We start from the raw sequence: 19,551 nt of genomic DNA on the forward strand, positions 1-19,551 counted from the left end.
GGATAAATCGATTTTTACTGGGGAAACCGCCTCAAAGTGCGCAAGAAGTTGCGCAGTGCTGTGCAACTTCTTGCGCACTCGGCTACAGGGCCCGTGTGACATGGGCTGCAGGCGATTGGCGGGCGTTTTTTCGACGACAGGTGCGCAAGAAGTTGCGCAGTTGGGCGGCTCCGAACAAGCGAAGGCCTAGGGTGGATCTTCAGCAGGTTCGAGGTCTGTTTCGCGGTATCCTGCGCATTCTGATTACGGACGCTTTTCCATGCTGGTGATTTCCAACAACGTGCATTTGCCGGATGCCGAGATCGAACTGACAGCCATTCGCGCGCAAGGCGCCGGTGGGCAGAACGTCAACAAGGTCTCCAGCGCCATGCACCTGCGCTTCGACATTCCGGCCTCGTCCTTGCCCGAGTTTTACAAGGAGCGGCTGCTGGCGCTGCGCGACAGTCGCATCACCAGCGACGGCGTGTTGATCATCAAGGCCCAGCAATATCGCACGCAGGAAGCCAACCGTGCCGACGCGCTGGAGCGCCTGGTCGAGCTGATCCTCAGCGCCACCAAAGTGGAAAAGAAACGCCGGCCGACCAAGCCGACCCTCGGCTCAAAGAAGCGCCGACTCGAATCGAAAACCAAGCGCGGCAGCATCAAGGCCGGGCGCGGCAAGGTGGATTTCTAGTCTTCGCGGTACTTGGCGGTGTGCTTGTACAGATACACGCTCAGTGCCAATCCGCTTAGCGAGGCGAGGGCGGCGAAGAGGAAGATCGAGGCAAAACCGAATCCCGCCGCAATCGCCCCGGCCAACGGCCCGGTGATCCCCAGCGACAAATCAATGAACAGCGAATAAGCACCGACCGCCGCACCACGGCTGGAGGCCGGCACCAGGTTCACTGCTTCCACACCCAGCGCCGGGAATACCAGCGAGAAGCCAAACCCGCTCAACGCTGCACCGGCCAACGCCCAATGCGCGTCCGGTGCCAGCCACAACAGCAGCAGGCCAAGGGTTTCTACCGACAGGCAGGCAATCGCCACACGGAAGCCGCCGAGACGGTTGATCAGGTTGCCGAACAGCAGTCGCGCACCAATGAAGCTGGCGCCGAACAGGCTCAGGCACAGCACGGCGTTGTCCCAATGCTGGGTGGCGTAATACAGGGTGATGAAGGTGGCAATGGTGCCGAAACCGATCGAGCCCAGCGCCAGACCGCAACCGTGGGGAAACACTTTGCCGAGCACATGCATGAACGGCAGGCGTTCGCCGGCGACAATCGGTGCGGCGGTTTTCGGCCACGCCAGTGCCAGACCAAGAATCGCCAGCAAGATGATGCTGACGCCCATGCTCCACAAGCCCAGCTGGCCGACCAGCCACACGCCGAACGGGGCGCCGACGGCCAGTGCGCCATAACTGGCGATGCCGTTCCAGGAAATCACTTTCGCCGTGTTCGCTGCACCGACGCGGCCAATGCCCCAGCCAATCGAGCCGGAGCCGACAAGGCTTTCCGCGCTGCCCAGCACCAGTCGACCGATCAACAGGCTGATCAAACTGAGCATTGGCATGCTCGGAGTCCACGCCGAAATCAGCATGAACACACCGCTCAAGCCGCAACCGGCCAAGCCAATCATCACCGCGCGTTTGCTGCCCTGGTTGTCGATGATCTTGCCGGCGTACGGACGGCTGAGCAGGGTGGCGAGGTATTGCACGCTGATCACCAGCCCGGCGATTACTGCGCCGAAACCCAGGTCGCTGTGGACATAGCCAGGCAACACCGCGAGCGGAATGCCGATGTTCAGATAACCGATAAAGGTGAAGAGGACGATGGAAACGACTTGCAGCGTAACCGCCAGGGGGCGCTGGGGCTCGGACATAGAGGACGACATGGGTAACGATCCACGGGAACGGCAGATTAGATAGGCTGCTTATGATACCGGCGCGGACGGATCTCGGGCGGGAAAAGTAAAACTATTTGCCGGAAGGCCGCTTCAGGGTTTGGCGGGGGCGACCAGTTGCGTGGTGACCAGCGCAGCCAGGGCATTTTCTTCACTGCCGAAACGGGCGAGCAGGGCAGCTTGTTTCTCGGGCGAGAGACGATTCCAGATCTCGATCATTTTCTCGGTCGCGCCGATCAGCACGGCAGCTTGGCTTTCGGAGAATTCGTCGGTCATGGCGGGCTCGGGGTTCAGGCAGTGTGGAAAGCGCATGTTAGCGCTTTCCACACGGTCTGTACGACGGGTCTTACTCTTCGTTGTCGGCCGGGCGGCTCTCAACAGCTTCTTTCGGCTCGGCCTGTTGAGCACCGGCTTGTTGCGTGGTCGTCTGCTCAGGTACGTGCAGGCTTGGGAAGGGGAGATTAGGAATCTCGTGCATGGTTGCGCTCCTCGCTAAGTCTGTTGATAGATCTGGTAGATCCGCGCTTTTAGAAAGCCTGCGCAGGATACAGCAGGAAAAATGACAATCAGACTTTTAATTCAAATTAATGCGACAGATGGCCGCAGGGGAGGGCAAAACCCCAAGGTCACCACAAACAAATGTGGGAGCGGGCCTGCTCGCGAAGGCAGTGTGTCAGGCAACATTTTCGTTGAATGACACGCCGTTTTCGCGAGCAGGCTCGCTCCCACAGGGTTTTGTGTTGCAGTAACTATTTGCAGACGCTGGCGATGGCCTCGGCCAGCAGCGCAAGGCGCGTGGCGTCGATACCGGCGACGTTCGCCCGGCCCGAGCTGACCATGTACACGCTGTGATGCTCGCGCAGTTGCTTCACTTGCTCCGGCGACAGCCCGGTGTAAGAGAACATCCCGCGCTGCACGCCAATATGCGCAAAATGCTCGCGCAAGCCATGCGGTTCCAGCGCTTCGACCAGGCCGCTGCGCAGTTGCGCAATACGCAGGCGCATGGCTTCCACTTCATCGGCCCAACGGGCTTTCAGTTCTGGATCGGCGAGGATGGTCGCGACTACAGCAGCACCGTGATCCGGCGGCGTCGACCACAGGTTGCGGGCGATGTTGCCCAGTTGGCTGCGGATGTCGATGAGCTTGTCGGCGGTTTTTGCGCAGACGATCAGCGCACCGGTACGGTCGCGGTACAAACCGAAGTTCTTCGAGCACGAGCTGGTGATCAGCAACTCGGGCACTTCAGCTGCGAACAACCGCGTCGACCACGCATCCTGTTCCAGACCGTCGCCAAAGCCCTGGTAGGCAAAGTCGATCAGCGGCAGCAGATTGCGCGCGCGCACCACATCGAGCACGCGCTGCCAGTCGTCATGATTCAAATCGAAACCGGTCGGGTTGTGGCAGCACGCGTGCAGCAGCACCACATCACCGTTCGGTACTTGGTTGAGCACCGCGAGCATGGCGTCGACGTCGAGGCGGTTGCCACTGCCCACGTACGGGTAGTGACTGACCTTGACCCCGGCCGCGGCGAAAATGGTTTCGTGGATCGGCCAGGTCGGGTTGCTCAGCCACACGCCTTTGCCCGGCAGGCACTGGGCGATGAAGTCGGCCGCCAGACGCAGGGCACCGGTGCCGCCCGGCGTCTGGGTGGCGCCGGCACGTTGTTCGGCGATCAGCTTCGAGTCGGCGCCGAGCACCAGCTCATTGATGACTTTGCCGAACAACGGATTACCGTGGCCACCGATGTAGGTCTTGGTGTCCTGGCTTTCGACCAGCCGCGCTTCGGCGATTTTCACCGCTTCCGGGATCGGTGTCAGGCCCTGAGCGTCCTTGTAGACGCCAACGCCCAAGTCGAATTTGCGCGGATTGCTGTCCTGCGCATACGCCTCCATCAAGCCGAGGATCGGGTCGCCGGGTACCCGGCCGATGGCGTCGAAGTGCATTACTTGCGTCCTTCTGCAGTCTTGGCCACTTCGTCAGTGCGCGCGGCCATGATGAAGTCGTTGCGGTGCAGGCCTTTGATCGAGTGGCTCCACCAGGTCACGGTGACTTTGCCCCACTCGGTCAGCAGGCCCGGGTGGTGACCTTCGGCCTCGGAGATCTCGCCGACGGCGTTGGTGAACGCCAGCGCGTGCTTGAAGTTCTTGAACAGGAAAACTTTCTCCAGTTGCATGATGCTGTCGCGCACTTCGATGTTCCAGTCAGGGATCTGCTTGATCAGGATCGGCAGTTCTTCGTCGCTGACTTGTGGCGCATCGGCGCGGCAGGCTTCGCAGTGGGCTTGGTTCAAAGTGGACATGGTGTATTCCTGAAATCGAGTGTGTTTTTTTTATTAAAGCTTGTCGGCCGTCAATGCCGTCACGCTAAACCAAAGTGGCGGCGACTGACAGGCTCAATTGTCAGCAAAAGTCGCGGTTCACGCGGCTTTTGGTTTCGGCGGAAACTTCGGTGCGTGCAGACCCAGCTGCATGCCTTGGCGAACCATGGCCATGATGTCTTCATGGGCCACATCGAACAGACGCTTAAGGTTCGGCAGGACAAAGTACAACGGTTGCAGGATGTCGATGCGGTACGGCGTGCGCATGGCTTCGAGCGGGTCGAAGGCCTGATGCTCAGGTTCGTCCGACAGCGAATAAACGGTTTCTTTCGGCGAGGACAGGATGCCGCCACCGTAGATGCGCTTGCCTTGCGGGGTGTCGACCAGGCCGAACTCGATGGTCATCCAGTACAGGCGCGCGAGGTACACGCGTTCTTCCTTGGTGGCCTGCAAACCGAGTTTGCCGTAGGTGTGAGTGAACTCTGCGAAGTACGGGTTGGTCAGCAGCGGGCAGTGACCAAAAATCTCGTGGAAAATATCCGGCTCTTGCAGGTAGTCCAGCTCTTCGCGGGTACGAATGAACGTCGCGACCGGAAATTGCTTGCTGGCCAGCAGTTCAAAAAAGGTCTGGAAGGGGATCAGTGCCGGCACGCGGGCGACCTGCCAACCGGTGGTCTCGCCGAGCACCTTGTTGATCTCGCCGAGTTGCGGAATGCGGTCGTGGGGCAGACCGAGTTTTTCGATACCGTCCAGATATTCCTGGCACGCACGCCCTTCGATCACTTTCAACTGGCGAGTGATCAGCGTGTTCCACACCGCGTGTTCTTCGGCGGGGTAGTCGATAAAACCTTGCGCATCGGGCTCGCGGGCCACGTATTGCGTCTGCTTCATGCTGCTCTCCTGCTAGGGGAATTCGTTCTTGTTATGTCCAGCGATGGACTCAGAATTACCTGAGAGCGGGTTGATGTGCAGTAGGTTGAATCGTCTGCGCGTAGGAAATTTCTCTTTAATTCGTAAAGTTATCGTTACGGTTTGGCCGCCGTCGCGCATTTTCGGTGATTTTCAGGTTTGAAAAGCCTGGTGGCTGTCACATAATCTTGACAACTATCTGCGCGCCTCGACAGAAAAGTCGTGGTGCTATCCCTTGTGGGAGCGAGCCTGCTCGCGAATGCGATCTGCCTGACACATTAATGTTGAATGTGCCGCCGTCTTCGCGAGCAGGTTCGCTCCCACAGGTTTTGTATTTAACCTTATGACTGGTTTGGCGGGTTTTCTCCTATGCGCATCAAAGTCCACTGCCAGAACCGCATCGGCATCCTGCGCGACATTCTCAACCTGCTGGTGGCCTACGGGATCAACGTCGCACGCGGTGAGGTCGGCGGCGAACACGGCAATGCGATCTACCTGCACTGCCCGAACCTGATCAACATCCAGTTCCAGGCATTGCGCCCCAAGTTCGAGGCGATCGCCGGGGTGTTCGGCGTCAAGCGGGTAGGGCTGATGCCCAGCGAACGACGGCACATGGAATTGAACGCCTTGCTCGGTGCGCTGGAGTTTCCGGTGCTGTCGATCGACATGGGCGGCTCGATCGTCGCTGCCAATCGCGCGGCGGCGCAGCTGCTCGGGGTGCGAGTGGACGAGGTGCCGGGCATTCCGCTGTCGCGCTACGCCGAAGATTTCGACTTGCCAGAGCTGGTGCGCGCCAATAAATCGCGAATCAACGGCATGCGCGTCAAGGTCAAGGGCGACGTCTTTCTCGCCGATATCGCGCCGCTGCAATCGGAACACGATGACAGCGAAGCCATGGCCGGCGCGGTGCTGACCTTGCATCGCGCCGACCGCGTTGGCGAGCGCATCTACAACGTGCGCAAGCAGGAGCTGCGGGGCTTCGACAGCATCTTCCAGAGTTCGAAAGTGATGGCCGCCGTGGTGCGTGAAGCGCGGCGCATGGCACCACTGGATGCGCCGCTATTGATTGAAGGCGAAACCGGCACCGGTAAGGAATTGCTCGCGCGTGCCTGTCATCTTGCCAGCCCGCGCGGACAGTCGCCGCTGATGGCGCTCAACTGCGCAGGTTTGCCGGAGTCGATGGCCGAGACCGAGCTGTTCGGCTACGGCCCCGGCGCCTTCGAAGGGGCGCGGGCCGAAGGCAAACTCGGCCTGCTGGAGCTGACCGCAGGCGGCACGCTGTTTCTCGACGGCGTCGGTGAAATGAGCCCGCGCTTGCAGGTGAAGCTGCTGCGCTTTCTGCAGGACGGTTGCTTCCGTCGCGTTGGCAGTGATGAAGAGGTTTATCTGGATGTGCGGGTGATTTGCGCGACGCAAGTGGACTTATCGGAGTTGTGCGCGCGCGGTGAATTTCGCCAGGACTTGTATCACCGCTTGAACGTGCTCTCCCTGCACATCCCGCCGTTGCGCGAATGCCTTGATGGACTGACGCCGCTGGTCGAGCACTTCCTCGATCAGGCCAGTCGGCAGATCGGTTGCTCGCTCCCGAAACTGGCACCGGCGGCGATGGATCGGCTCAGTCATTACCACTGGCCGGGCAACGTGCGGCAGCTGGAGAACGTGCTGTTCCAGGCGGTTTCGCTGTGCGACGGCGGTACGGTGAAGGCCGAGCATATTCGTCTGCCGGATTACGGCGTGCGTCAGCCGCTTGGCGATTTCTCGCTGGAGGGTGGGCTGGACGAGATTGTCGGGCGGTTCGAGAAAGCGGTGCTGGAGCGCTTGTATTCCGAGCATCCGAGCAGTCGGCAGTTGGGTAAGCGGTTGGGTGTTTCGCACACCACCATTGCCAACAAGCTGCGTGAATACGAAGTCGGCAAAGACCCCGGCAGCAGCGAATGATCGTTCCCACGCTCTGCGTGGGAATGCCTCAATGGACGCTCTGCGTCCGGTTTCGGACGCGGAGCGTCCCGGGCTGCATCCCCACGCGGAGCGCGGGAACGATCATTAGCCGGGATTGCCGCGAAGCGGCATAACACCGCCGGTTTTTCGACTTCGATACATTTCCAATTCCCCCGCTACATCCCTCAAGTCCTTTGTTTACCGGGTCTTTGCCCGCCAGAAAAAAGTTGGTCTGCAAATTGCTTATGGCTCAGCAGTACAGCGGTGGGCGGCAAACGTCCGGCATGCAGAGGAAAGAGTGTGGACAAGTACCTTTATGTGGCAATGACCGGCGCCAGCCAGAACGCGCTGGCGCAGAAGGCTCATGCCAACAACCTGGCGAACATCTCCACCAACGGTTTTCAGCGCGACCTGGAGCAGGCGCGTTCGATGCCGGTGTTCGGTGACAGCTTTCCGGCGCGTGCGTTTGCCATGAGCGAACGGCCCGCCACCGACTTCACCCCGGGTTCGCTGGTACAGACCGGCCGTGACCTCGACGTCGCCGTGACCGGCAACGGTTTCATTGCCGTGCAGAACCCTAACGGCGGCGAAAGCTACGTGCGCACCGGCAGCCTCAACGTTGACGCCCTCGGCGTGCTGCGCGCCGGCAACGGCATGCCGGTGATCGGCAATGGCGGCCCGATCGCCGTGCCGCCCGAGCAGCAGATCGAAGTCGGTGAAGACGGCACCATCAGTATTCGTGCGATGGGCGAAGGCCCGCGCGTCATGGCGGAAGTCGACCGGATCAAACTGGTCAACCCGGACATCAAGAACATGAACAAGGGCCTCGACGGCTCGATCTACACCAAGGACGGCCAGCCGGCGCAGGCCGATGCCAACGTCAAACTGGTGTCGGGTTTCCTTGAGTCGAGCAACGTCAACGCCGTTGAAGAGATGACCTCGGTGCTGGCCCTGGCCAAGCAGTTCGAGTTGCACGTCAAGATGATGAACACCGCCAAAGACGACGACCAGGCCATGGCTCGGGTCTTGCAGATCAGCTAATTATCAGAACGTCGCGCCGAAAAACAGGCGCACGAGGAGAATCGAATGCTTCCGGCTCTATGGGTTGCCAAAACCGGTCTGTCCGCCCAGGACACCAACCTGACCACCATTTCCAACAACCTGGCGAACGTGTCGACCACGGGTTTCAAACGTGATCGCGCCGAGTTCCAGGACTTGCTCTATCAGATCAAACGCCAGCCAGGCGCCCAGTCGACTCAAGACAGCGAACTGCCGTCGGGTCTGCAATTGGGTACCGGTGTGCGCATTGTCGGCACCCAGAAGAACTTCACCGCCGGCAGCCTGCAAACCACCGAGCAGCCGCTGGACATGGCCATCGACGGTCGCGGTTTCTTCCAGATCCTGCAACCGGACGGCACCACGTCGTACACCCGTGACGGTACCTTCCACCTCGATTCCAATGGCCAGATCGTTAACGCCAGCGGTTTCGCTCTGGAACCGGCCATCGTCATTCCGAACGATGCCCAGACCTTCACCGTCGGCCGTGACGGCACCGTGTCTATCACTGTCGCTGGCAACGCCGCCTCTCAGGTGATCGGCAACCTGCAAACCGCCGACTTCATCAACCCGGCCGGTCTGCAAGCGGTGGGCAACAACCTGTTCCTGGAAACTGCTGCTTCCGGCGCGCCGCAAGTCGGCACCCCGGGTCTGGCCGGTTTCGGTACCACCCTGCAGAACACCCTGGAAACCTCCAACGTCAGCACCGTGGAAGAGATGGTCAACATGATCACCACTCAGCGCGCTTACGAGATGAACTCCAAGGTGATCTCCACCGCCGACCAGATGCTCTCGTTCGTAACGCAGAATCTGTAATCAAGTCTATGAGGCGGCCATGAGGTCGCCTGCAACACCGTGAGGTAGGGTCATGAATCGCTTTGTATCTGTTCTGGCATTGAGTGGGGTCGTCTCGCTCGCGGGCTGCGTCGCCCCGACGCCCAAGCCCAATGACCCTTACTACGCCCCGGTGTTGCCGCGCACGCCGCTGCCGGCTGCTGCCAATAACGGCTCGATCTATCAGGCCGGTTTCGAGCAGAACCTGTACAGCGATCGCAAGGCTTTCCGGGTCGGTGACATCATCACCATCACCCTGAACGAGCGCACGCAGGCGAGCAAGAACGCCAATTCGCAGATGGACAAGAACAGCGACAACAAGATCGGTCTGACCTCGTTGTTCGGCTCCAGCCTGACCACCAACAACCCGATCGGCGGCAACGACCTGAGTCTGAACGCCGGCTACAGTGCCGACCGCTCGACCAAGGGCGACGCCAAGTCGGGGCAGAGCAACAGCCTGACCGGTTCGATCACCGTGACCGTCGCTGACGTGCTGCCCAACGGCATCATCGCTGTGCGTGGCGAGAAGTGGCTGACGCTGAACACCGGTGACGAACTGGTACGCATCGCCGGTCTGGTGCGCGCCGATGACATCGCCACGGACAACACCGTGTCGTCGACCCGGGTCGCCGATGCACGCATCACCTACTCGGGTACCGGCGCATTTGCCGATACGAGTCAGCCAGGCTGGTTCGACCGTTTCTTCCTCAGCCCGCTGTTCCCTTTCTAGGTGGCTACGTTGAATCTGAAAAGCCTTATGGTGGCCGCGCTGTTGATGTCGGCGGCCTTCAATGCACAAGCCGAACGGTTGAAGGACATCGCCAGCATTTCCGGCGTGCGTTCCAACCAGTTGATCGGTTACGGCCTGGTGGTCGGGCTTAACGGCACCGGCGACCAGACGACGCAGACCCCGTTCACCCTGCAGACTTTCAACAACATGCTCTCGCAGTTCGGCATCAAGGTACCGCCGGGATCGGGCAATGTGCAGTTGAAAAACGTCGCGGCGGTGTCGATCAGTGCCGATTTGCCGGCGTTCGCCAAGCCGGGTCAGCAGGTCGACATTACCGTGTCCTCGATCGGTAACTCCAAGAGCTTGCGCGGCGGCACGCTGTTGCTGACCCCGCTCAAGGGTATCGACGGCAACGTCTACGCGGTCGCTCAGGGCAACCTGGTGGTCGGCGGTTTTGACGCCGAAGGCCGTGACGGTTCGAAGATCACCGTCAACGTTCCGTCGGCCGGTCGCATCCCCGGCGGTGCGTCGGTGGAGCGTTCGGTGCCGAGCGGTTTCAACCAGGGCAACAGCCTGACGCTGAACCTCAATCGCTCCGACTTCACCACCGCCAAGCGTATCGTCGACAAGATCAACGACATGCTCGGCCCTGGCGTCGCACAAGCCATCGACGGCGGCTCGATTCGTGTCACTGCGCCACTTGATCCGAGCCAGCGCGTCGACTACCTGTCGATCCTGGAAAACCTCGAAGTCGATCCGGGTCAGGCGGTGGCGAAAGTCATCATCAACTCGCGTACCGGCACCATCGTTATCGGTCAGAACGTCAAGGTTTCGCCAGCCGCCGTGACCCACGGCAGCCTGACCGTGACCATCACCGAAGATCCGATTGTCAGCCAGCCAGGTCCACTGTCAAACGGCCAGACCGCTGTCGTGCCGCGCTCGCGTGTAAACGCCGAGCAGGAAGCCAAACCGATGTTCAAGTTCGGCCCGGGCACCACCCTCGACGAGATCGTGCGTGCGGTGAACCAGGTCGGCGCGGCACCGGGTGACTTGATGGCGATCCTCGAAGCCTTGAAGCAGGCCGGCGCGTTGCAAGCCGACCTGATAGTGATCTGAGGCCGACCCTTATGGATATGCGCAAAAGCGGTCTGGTCAGCAGCAGCGATTCGGGTTCCTACTCGGACCTCAATCGCCTGAACCAGCTCAAGGTCGGCGACAAGAACAGTGATGCGAACCTGCGCAAAGTGGCGCAGGAATTCGAATCGCTGTTCCTTGGTGAGATGCTCAAGTCGATGCGTTCGGCGACCAACGCCCTGGGCGAAGACAATCCGCTGAACACGCCGGCGGCCAAGCAGTATCAGGAAATGTACGATCAGCAACTGGCCGTTTCCATGTCCCGCGAGGGCGGGGGTATCGGTCTGGCCGATGTGCTGATGCGTCAAATGTCGAAGAACAAACCGCTGGCACCGGGCGAGGCAGCTGCAGCGTCGGCTGCCAAGCAGGAAGAAGCCAAGGCGAAAGCTGCGGCCGTGGTCACACCGGTTGCCGCCGGCACCGTGGCTACCAACGGCCCGTTGTCGCGGCTCAATGGCGAGCGCCCATTGTGGGCGTCGCGTTCGGTGAGTGCGCCGAACACGCAACTCGCCCATCGCAACGACATGGAAATGATCAACCAGCGTCGTCTGGCCTTGCCGCCGAAACTGGCCGATCGTTTGCTCGCCGGGCTAGTGCCATCAGCCACGCCGGCAGCGGCAACGCAATTGCCGCAGCGCGCCACGACCGCCGCCTCAACCGGTGCCGGTCCGCTGTACAACGGCGACTGGCTGGCGCGTGCCGAGACCGAAAAGGCCGCGGGCGGGCAAATGCAGGTCTACGGTCGCGCCATGGCGCAGATTCCGCTGGCACCCGCGAAGAAAGCCTTCAGTTCCGCCGACGAATTCGTCAACACCATGCTGCCGATGGCCAAGGAAGCGGCCGACCGCATCGGCGTCGATCCACGTTATCTGGTGGCACAAGCGGCGTTGGAAACCGGTTGGGGCAAGTCGGTCATGCGTGCTCAGGATGGCAGTAGCAGCCACAACCTGTTCGGCATCAAGGCGAGCAGCAACTGGAAGGGCGATTCGGCGCGGGCGATTACCAGTGAGTTCCGCGACGGGCAGATGGTCAAGGAGACGGCCGAGTTCCGTTCCTACGCCTCGTACAAGGACAGCTTCCACGATCTGGTGACTTTGCTGCAGTCCAATAATCGCTATCAAGATGTCGTGAAGTCTGCCGATAACCCAGAACAGTTTGTACGCGAGTTGCAAAAGGCCGGTTACGCCACCGACCCGAACTACGCAAGCAAGATTTCGCAGATTGCCAAGCAGATGAACAGTTTCCAAAACTACGCTGCGGCGGGTGTATCCACCACGCCTTTATAAGGCACAAGGTATAAGGTCTGAACCATGAGTTTGCTCAATATCGGGATGTCGGGACTGTCGGCCAGCCAGTCCTCTTTGGCTACGACAGGCAACAACATTGCCAACGTCGACACCGCCGGTTATTCACGTCAGCAAACCGTGCAGGGCACCAAATCCTCGCAACAGTACGGCAGCGTTTTCATCGGCACGGGTACGACCCTGGCTGATGTGCGTCGGGTGTACAACTCTTACCTGGAATCCCAGCTGCACACGGCGACCTCGCTCAACAGCGAAGCGGCCTCGTACCTGGCTCAGGCCACGCCGCTGGATTCCATGCTGTCCGACACCAACACCGGCCTGACCGGTGTACTGCAAAAATTCTTCACCTCGATGCAGGGCGTGTCGACGTCCGCGACCGATGACACCTCCCGTCAATCGGTGCTGACCGGTGCGCAGGCGCTGACCAGCCGTTTCAACTCCCTCGCCAAACAGCTCAACGACCAGAACACCACCATCAATGGCAGCCTTGGCGACATGGCGGCTCAGGTGAACAAGCTGGCCACCTCGATTGCCAACCTGAACCAGAAGATCGGCGAGATCTCCACCAGTGGTGGTGCGCCGAACGATCTGCTCGACAGCCGTAACGAAGCCGTGCGCCAGCTGTCCGAGCTGACCGGCGCGCAGGTCGTCGAGCGTGGCACCAGCTTCGACATCTACGTCGGTAGCGGCCAGCCACTGGTCATTGGCAACTCCGCCAACTCCCTGAGCACTGTGCCGCTCAAGGATGACCCATCGCGCATGGGCATCCAGATGGATCGCGGTTCGAGCACCATCGACATCACCTCGGTGATCAGCGGTGGCGAAATCGGTGGTCTGCTGACCTATCGCAAAGAAGTCCTGGACCCGTCGCTCAATGAATTGGGGCGAGTGGCGCTGGTGATTGCTGATCAGGTCAACAGCCAGCAAGCCCAGGGTATCGACAAAAACGGTGACTTCGGCGCAGCGTTGTTCAACAACATCAACAGTGCCGCGCTGATCAGCCAGCGCAGCATCGCGAAGGATGGCAACAGCGCAGGCTCGGGCAACCTTGACGTCACCATCAAGGACAGCGGCAAGCTGACCACCAGCGATTATCAGATCACGTTCACCAGCGCCACCGACTACTCGGTCAAGCGTTCCGACGGCACCGATCTGGGCACCTTCAGCACCACGACCAATCCACCGCCAGTGATCGACGGTTTCACCCTCGCGCTGAAGGGTGGTGCGTTGAGCGCCGGTGACAGCTTCAAAGTGACCCCGACCCGCAATGCGGCCGCGAGCATCCAGACGGTGCTCACCGATCCGAAGAAAATCGCTGCGGCAGGTCCGTTGACCGGCGTGGCCAGCGCTGCCGGTCTGGGGACTTACACCCAGCCGACGCTCAGCGACAAGATCGACATCTACAGCCCGACTGCTCAGGCCGACATGCAGGCGGCGCTGAAGAATTCGACGCCAGTCAAGCTGGTGTTTGGTGACGTCAGCGGTGGCAGCCAGTCTTACAGTTTTGTGGATGCCAAGGGCGGCCTCATCAGCAGTGGCACCATCGTTCCCGGTCAATCGAACACGCTGGACCTGAAAGTCGGCATCGTCGATGCCAGCGGCAATCCGGTCATGGACACCAGCGTCACGCCGAACGTGCAGAAAACCTTCTCCGTGCAGACCACCATTGGCGGCACGCCGAAGCCTGGCGAAACCTTCACCATGAACCTGACCGGTGCGGCGTCGTCGGACAACCGCAACGCGCAAGCGCTGGTTGGCCTGCAGACCAAACAGACCGTCGACACTGGGTCGGCGAGCAAGGGCATCAGCCTGACCGATGCCTATAACAAACTGGTGACCAACGTCGGCACCAAGACCGCTCAAGGCAAGTCCGACAGCACCGCGACCACGGCGATTCTGGATAACGCCAAAGGTGCGCGGGATTCGCTGTCCGGGGTCAACCTGGATGAAGAAACCGGCAACCTGGTCAAATACCAGCAGTACTACACAGCGTCTTCGCAGATCATCAAAGCTGCGCAGGAAACTTTCGCCACGCTGATCAACAGCCTTTAAGGAGTCGTAATTCATGCGCATTTCCACCGCCCAGTATTACGGCACGCAAGCGTCGGACTATCAGCGTAACTTCAACAAGGCTGTTGCCACCGCCAGCGAGGCGAGCAGCCTGCAGCGCATCACCAATGCCTCCGATGATCCGGTCGGTGCCGGTCGTTTGCTGCAGTTGGGCCAACAGGCCGCGATGCTGGATCAGTACACCACCAACATCAGCACCACCAAAAGTGCGTTGACCGTGCAGGAGTCCACGCTGGACGCCATCACCACGGCGTTGTCGCGAGCCAAGGAGCTGTCGCTGGCAGCCAACAACGGCACGATCACCGACAAGGACCGCCAGGCTTATGCTTCGGAGCTGGGCGAGATCCAGAAACAAGTGCTGGGCCTGATGAACTCCAAGGATGCCAACGGCAATTACCTGTTCTCCGGTTCGAAAACCGACACGGCTCCGTATTCGCAAAACAGCGACGGCAGCTACAGCTACAACGGTGACCAGACCACCATCAATCTGGGCATCGGCGATGGCCTGTCGGTCGGCACCAACACCACCGGTTGGGATGCGTTCCAGCAGACCATCAACACCGCTCGCACCAACGTCACCCGGACTGCTCCGGCAGTGGATGATGGCCGTGTGGTGCTGTCCAACGGCACCGTCGGCACTGAAGCTACCTACAATGCCCAGTTCACCGCTGGCCAGCCGTATACCGTCAGTTTCGTCAGCAGCACACAGATGAAAATCACCGATGCGCTGGGTAACGACGTGACCGCTGATGCCAGCAAGAACGGCGTGATCAGCAACACCAGCGGCGCCAACCAGAGCTTCAGCTTCCGCGGCGTTGACATGCAGTTGAACATCAACCTGAAGGCGGGTGACACCAACCCGGACGCGGTCATTGCCGGTCACAGCTTTCAGCTGGCGGTGACCCCGGACACGTTCACCACCGCACGCAGTCCGGGCAACCCGTCGACTGCGGTGATCACCGGTTCCAGCATCACCGACCAGGCGGCCTACAACGCGGCGTTCCCGCAGGGTGGGGCGGTTCTCAAGTTCACCAGCGCCACCGCGTTTGATCTGTACGCGGCGCCGGTCACGGCAGACAGCAAGCCTGTGTCTTCGGGCACTGTGGTCGGTGGCAATGCGACGGCGGCTGGTGTGACGTTCGCACTGGGTAGCGCCCCGGCGAGCGGTGATCAGTTTTCGATCCAGCCGAACAACCATCAGACCCAGAACGTGCTCGACACTCTGGGCCAGATGATCACCGCACTGAACACGCCAATCGATGGTGACCCGGTTGCCAAGCAAAAACTGCAGGGCGCGATGGAAGCCGGTATCGGCAACCTCGACGCCGCGACCAACCAGATTGGCAGCGCAGTCACGTCGATCGGTGCCCGTGGCCAGTCGCTGGATATGCAAAGTGTCACCAACGACAGCCTGAGCACTGCCAACACGACGACACAAGGCTCGATCCGCGATTCCGATCCGGCCGAAGTCATGACTCGCCTGACCTTGCAGCAGACCATGTTGCAGGCTGCGCAATTGGCGTTCAGCAAGATCAGCCAGTTGGGGCTGTTCAACAAGATCTGACGGTGACGGGCGCGCAAGCGCCCGAAACTTCGGCTCTTGAGTTTTCAATGTCTTTTTTCGCGGTTTCAGAGGGCTCGCAGTTCCGGTCGGGTTCCCGCCGCTAGCGAGTCCGCCGTGCAGTCACTTCCCCTTGTCAGCCTTGTCATACCAGCCTTCAATCCGCGCTTCTTCGAGCGGGCATTGCGCAGCGCCGTCAGTCAGGGTTACGGCAATCTTGAAATCATTGTCTGCGACGACAGTCGTGGCCCTGAAATCGAAGCCATTGTCACCGCGATGATCGAGCAGAGCGGGGTTGCCGTGCGTTACGTGCGCAATCCGCATACCCTGGGAATGGTCGGCAACCTGCAGGTCTGCCTGGATCAGGCGCAGGGCGAATTCATCAAGTTTCTGTGCGACGACGATCAGCTGTTCACCAGTTGCATCGAGCGTCAGGCCCAAGTGCTCGTTGAGCATGACGAGGTCAATCTGGTGCTGGCCCAGCGTCTGTTCTGGGATGCCGACGACATGGTGCTGCCTTCACGGCTGGAAAACACGCCACTATCGCCGATCAGCGGCCTGTTCAAAGGTGATGATCTGCTGGCGCTGTTCGAGACGTTCCCGTCGAACCTCCTCGGTGGCTTCAGTAATGCCTTGTTCCGTCGCGCCGACATTGTCGAGTTACTGCCGGCGTTGACCCAGCCTGAACACTGCTTTGTCGCCAGCCTCGATTTTGCGTTGTTCGTGTGCTTGCTGCGACGCGGCAACGTGGTTATCTCCAATCATGTGTTAAGTATCGAGCGCCTGTATCCGGATCGTCTGAGCAGCCAGCAAGCGATGAAGGATGCGTTGGGGGTCGAGCAGAAATGGCTGCTGCAGATGCTCGAGGCGCGCAGCGGAGAGTCGGCGCCTGCGAAGGGGTGGGCGCGTTATGTGCCATTGCCCAAAGCGGATGAGTCGCCCCGCGTCTGGATAGAACTGCCGCTGAGCCGAACGCTCGGTACCAAACAGAGCGCCCAGATCTGGCAGGTTGGCGCTGACAGCCAGAGCTTTTCCGAACTCTATTCGCAATGGCTGGAGTGCCGCAGGCTCAGTGACGTCCAGAGCAGATTGCTGCCCGACACCCTGGCGGGCTGGCCATCCACTCCGCGCATCGTGCCCATCGTGGTGGATGAGCAGGGCAGTCCTGCGGCGCTGGAGCGCACGCTGGCAAGTCTCGCCGCGCAGATCTATCCGCCCGAACTGACACTGGTGCTGTCCAGCGACTGCGCTGAACCGGTACTGGATGGGCGTGTGTTCCATTTGCCGTTACAGGACGACCAGCTGCAACAGATCAACCAGTTGCTGCCACAACTGGAAGGCGCCGACTGGTTTTATCTGCTGCGCGCCGGTGATCGTCTGGTGGCCCCGGCCTTGCTGATGATGGCCGAGCGCATCGCCTTCAACAGCGCTTTGCACTGTCTGTACAGCGATGAAGGCAGTTTGCGTGCGGGCGAGTCGGCGGAACCGGCATTCAAGCCTGATTTCAACCTGGATCTGATGCGCACCTACCCGTATGTCGGCCGCGCCCTGGCGTTCCGGCGCGAGACCTTCCTGGCGCTCGGCGGCTTCGACTCGACGTTTACCGAACTCGCGCCTCACGACATCCTCTGGCGCATGGTTGAGGATCAAGGCACTCAGGTGGTGGGGCATCTGGCCGAGATTGCCATTGAGTCGTCCTTCGACCTGGCCCAGTGGTTGTCGCTGCCCGCTGTAACAGATAACAACGCGCGATTGCTGTCGGCGCATCTTGATCGCCTGGGCATCGTCCACGATCTGCGTCGCGGCAGCGTCGAGCTGCTCAATCGAGTCGATTACCGGCATGCCCATCGGCCGCTGGTCTCGATCATCCTTTGCACTCGCGATCAGATTGCAGCCTTGCAGCGCTGTGTCGAGAGCCTGCTGGAAAAAACCGCCTATAGCGAGTACGAGCTGTTGCTGGTCGACAACGCCAGCGAAACTGCCGAAGCCCGTGCCTGGCTGGACGGCATGGCGCAACTGGGCAGCGAGCGGGTGCGCGTGCTGACGTATCCGCAGCAGGGTAACGTCGCCGCATTGCGCAACTTTGCCGTTGGCCATGCCAGGGGCGAATACGTCCTGCTGCTCAACCCCTACACCGTGATTACTCAGGCTGACTGGCTCGACGAGTTGCTCAATCACGCCCAGCGCCCGGAAGTCGGCATCGTCGGTGCCAAGATCTTCAACCCCGATGGCTATGTGTTGCATGCGGGGCTGGTGCTCGGTTTGCAGGGGCCGGCCGGTCTGCCGTTTTATGGTCAGGCCATGCAGTCGTCCGGGTATATGTTCCGGTTGCAGGCCGTTCAGGACCTGAGTGCCGTCGGCGCCGATTGCCTGATGGTGCGCAAGTCGGTGTTCGATGCGGTTGACGGGCTGGACGAGCAGAGCCTGCCACGCATGCTGCATGAAGTGGACCTGGCTCTGCGCGTCGCCCGTCAGGGTTATCTTGTGGTGTGGACGCCTTATGCGGTGCTGGCGCTGGGCGCACAGCCCGTCGAGGCGGTCATCAATGAAGAGGGCGTCTCGCACAATCAGCAGGAAGAAACGTTCTTCAAGCGCTGGCTGCCGGTCATTGCCCGCGACCCTGCCTACAATCCCAATCTTTCGCTGCACAAGCACACCGCTTCGAGCTTCACCCTCGAGCCAGGCCTGCGCGCCGGGTGGAGTCCTTTCAGCAATAGCACCTTGCCGAAGATTCTCGGGTTGCCGCTCAACGCCACCGCAGTCGGTCACTATAGGATCACGCAGCCGCTGATCGAACTCGAAGCGGCAGGTCGGGTACAGGGGCAGATTCGCTATAGCGTGAACCTGCCGCCGATAGTTGAAATCGAGCGCATGTCGCCTGATGTGATCGTTCTGCAGGGGCGTTACACCGCCTCGTCGGTCAACGAAATTCCGCTGCTGTGCAATTACTTCAACGCCCGGCGCATCTATGAGCTGGACGACTACGTCATCGATGTGCCCCATCGCAACGCGCACATCCGCAACATGCCGGACAAGCATGAGATGGAGCGTATCGTTCGCCGTGCGATCGGCCTGTGCGACCGCGTCGTGGTCTCGACGGCGCCGTTGGCCAACGCCTTGTCGGACATGCATCACGACATCCGTGTGGTGCCGAACATGTTGGCCAAAGAGTTCTGGAGCAACCTGCGCAGCCAGCGCCGCACCTCGAAAAAACCGCGCGTCGGCTGGGGCGGCGGCACCAGTCACCATGGTGACCTGGCGGTGATTGCCGATGTCGTGCGCGAACTGGCGGATGAAGTCGACTGGGTATTTTTCGGCATGTGCCCGGATGATCTGCGCCCTTACATGCATGAGTTCCACGGCGTGATCGGCCTCGATGCGTATCCGGCGAAACTGGCCAGCCTCAATCTTGATTTGGCTCTGGCGCCGCTGGAGTTCCACATCTTCAATGACTGCAAGAGCAATCTGCGGCTGCTGGAGTATGGCGCTTGCGGCTACCCGGTGATCTGCACCGACACCGAGGCCTACCGCGGTTACCTGCCGTGCACGCGGATCAAGACCAACACTACGGATGAGTGGCTGCAGGCGATTCGCATGCACCTGGCTGACCCGGACGCCAGCTACCGCATGGGCGACGAATTGCGTGAAGTGGTGCTGCGCGACTACGTGTTGCGCGGCGATAACCTGCGTTACTGGGAGCATGGCTGGCTGGCGGATTGATCGATCAGCTCCGGCTACATAAAAACAGGCGACTTTGCAGTCGCCTGTTTTTTTTTGCTCCGTGCATTCGTATTTGTATCAACGCCAATACATTTTTTTG

Annotated in this window: 16 protein-coding genes; 10 read left to right on the top strand and 6 right to left on the bottom strand. The window is 60.5% G+C overall.

The features are described 5' to 3' along the window. The first annotated feature begins 259 nt into the window (after positions 1–259). On the top strand, positions 260–673 hold the full coding sequence (gene arfB / locus ACZZ0G_RS19985; RefSeq protein ID WP_007920134.1) for an alternative ribosome rescue aminoacyl-tRNA hydrolase ArfB: 414 nt from the start codon (positions 260–262) through the stop codon (positions 671–673). Here the strand turns inward: arfB and ACZZ0G_RS19990 are convergent. From ACZZ0G_RS19990 to phhA, 6 genes are all read right to left on the bottom strand, one after another. Continuing rightward, on the bottom strand, positions 670–1,857 hold the full coding sequence (locus ACZZ0G_RS19990) for an MFS transporter (protein ID WP_463397231.1): 1,188 nt from the start codon (positions 1,855–1,857) through the stop codon (positions 670–672). The two genes, arfB and ACZZ0G_RS19990, sit on opposite strands and share 4 nt — an antisense overlap. A gap of 114 nt (positions 1,858–1,971) precedes the next feature. After that, the gene (locus tag ACZZ0G_RS19995) at positions 1,972–2,190 is read right to left on the bottom strand and encodes a hypothetical protein (RefSeq protein WP_463557269.1); all 219 of its coding nucleotides are present in this window, start codon (positions 2,188–2,190) and stop codon (positions 1,972–1,974) included. 34 nt (positions 2,191–2,224) lie between these two features. Continuing rightward, on the bottom strand, positions 2,225–2,356 hold the full coding sequence (locus tag ACZZ0G_RS20000) for a hypothetical protein (protein ID WP_263597615.1): 132 nt from the start codon (positions 2,354–2,356) through the stop codon (positions 2,225–2,227). Positions 2,357–2,627: 271 nt separating this feature from the next. After that, positions 2,628–3,821, bottom strand: a complete 1,194-nt coding sequence (locus ACZZ0G_RS20005; protein ID WP_463557270.1) for an amino acid aminotransferase — start codon at positions 3,819–3,821, stop codon at positions 2,628–2,630. After that, positions 3,821–4,177, bottom strand: coding sequence for a 4a-hydroxytetrahydrobiopterin dehydratase (locus tag ACZZ0G_RS20010; RefSeq protein WP_003222798.1), 357 nt, complete (start codon positions 4,175–4,177; stop codon positions 3,821–3,823). The genes ACZZ0G_RS20005 and ACZZ0G_RS20010 overlap by 1 nt, the downstream gene beginning before the upstream one ends. A 117-nt stretch (positions 4,178–4,294) precedes the next feature. Continuing rightward, positions 4,295–5,086: a phenylalanine 4-monooxygenase gene (phhA, locus tag ACZZ0G_RS20015; protein WP_007920123.1), complete on the bottom strand. Its 792-nt coding sequence runs from the start codon at positions 5,084–5,086 to the stop codon at positions 4,295–4,297. Positions 5,087–5,473: 387 nt separating this feature from the next. Here phhA and ACZZ0G_RS20020 point away from each other — a divergent pair, with 387 nt between their 5' ends. The 9 genes from ACZZ0G_RS20020 to ACZZ0G_RS20060 all read left to right on the top strand — a co-directional run bounded on the left by ACZZ0G_RS20020 (position 5,474) and on the right by ACZZ0G_RS20060 (position 19,451). Then, positions 5,474–7,042, top strand: a complete 1,569-nt coding sequence (locus tag ACZZ0G_RS20020; RefSeq protein WP_463397229.1) for a sigma-54-dependent transcriptional regulator — start codon at positions 5,474–5,476, stop codon at positions 7,040–7,042. A gap of 300 nt (positions 7,043–7,342) precedes the next feature. Continuing rightward, positions 7,343–8,083, top strand: a complete 741-nt coding sequence (locus tag ACZZ0G_RS20025; RefSeq protein ID WP_038363771.1) for a flagellar basal body rod protein FlgF — start codon at positions 7,343–7,345, stop codon at positions 8,081–8,083. A 45-nt stretch (positions 8,084–8,128) separates the two neighbouring features. Then, entirely contained in the window at positions 8,129–8,914 is a 786-nt protein-coding gene (flgG, locus tag ACZZ0G_RS20030) for a flagellar basal-body rod protein FlgG (protein WP_007920118.1), read from the top strand. A gap of 52 nt (positions 8,915–8,966) precedes the next feature. Next, on the top strand, positions 8,967–9,662 hold the full coding sequence (flgH, locus tag ACZZ0G_RS20035; RefSeq protein WP_158830659.1) for a flagellar basal body L-ring protein FlgH: 696 nt from the start codon (positions 8,967–8,969) through the stop codon (positions 9,660–9,662). 27 nt (positions 9,663–9,689) lie between these two features. Next, on the top strand, positions 9,690–10,778 hold the full coding sequence (locus ACZZ0G_RS20040; protein WP_064119566.1) for a flagellar basal body P-ring protein FlgI: 1,089 nt from the start codon (positions 9,690–9,692) through the stop codon (positions 10,776–10,778). A gap of 11 nt (positions 10,779–10,789) precedes the next feature. Next, positions 10,790–12,082 carry a flagellar assembly peptidoglycan hydrolase FlgJ gene (gene flgJ, locus ACZZ0G_RS20045; protein WP_463557271.1) on the top strand — a complete coding sequence of 431 codons (1,293 nt, stop codon included), beginning with the start codon at positions 10,790–10,792 and terminating at the stop codon, positions 12,080–12,082. Between the two features lie 24 nt (positions 12,083–12,106). Beyond that, positions 12,107–14,152, top strand: a complete 2,046-nt coding sequence (gene flgK / locus ACZZ0G_RS20050; protein WP_463557272.1) for a flagellar hook-associated protein FlgK — start codon at positions 12,107–12,109, stop codon at positions 14,150–14,152. Positions 14,153–14,165: 13 nt separating this feature from the next. Next, on the top strand, positions 14,166–15,734 hold the full coding sequence (locus ACZZ0G_RS20055) for a flagellar hook-associated protein 3 (protein WP_463557273.1): 1,569 nt from the start codon (positions 14,166–14,168) through the stop codon (positions 15,732–15,734). Between the two features lie 114 nt (positions 15,735–15,848). After that, the gene (locus ACZZ0G_RS20060; RefSeq protein WP_463557274.1) at positions 15,849–19,451 is read left to right on the top strand and encodes a glycosyltransferase; all 3,603 of its coding nucleotides are present in this window, start codon (positions 15,849–15,851) and stop codon (positions 19,449–19,451) included. The last annotated feature ends 100 nt before the right edge of the window (positions 19,452–19,551 follow it).

Source organism: Pseudomonas sp. AC169 (assembly GCF_979258515.1).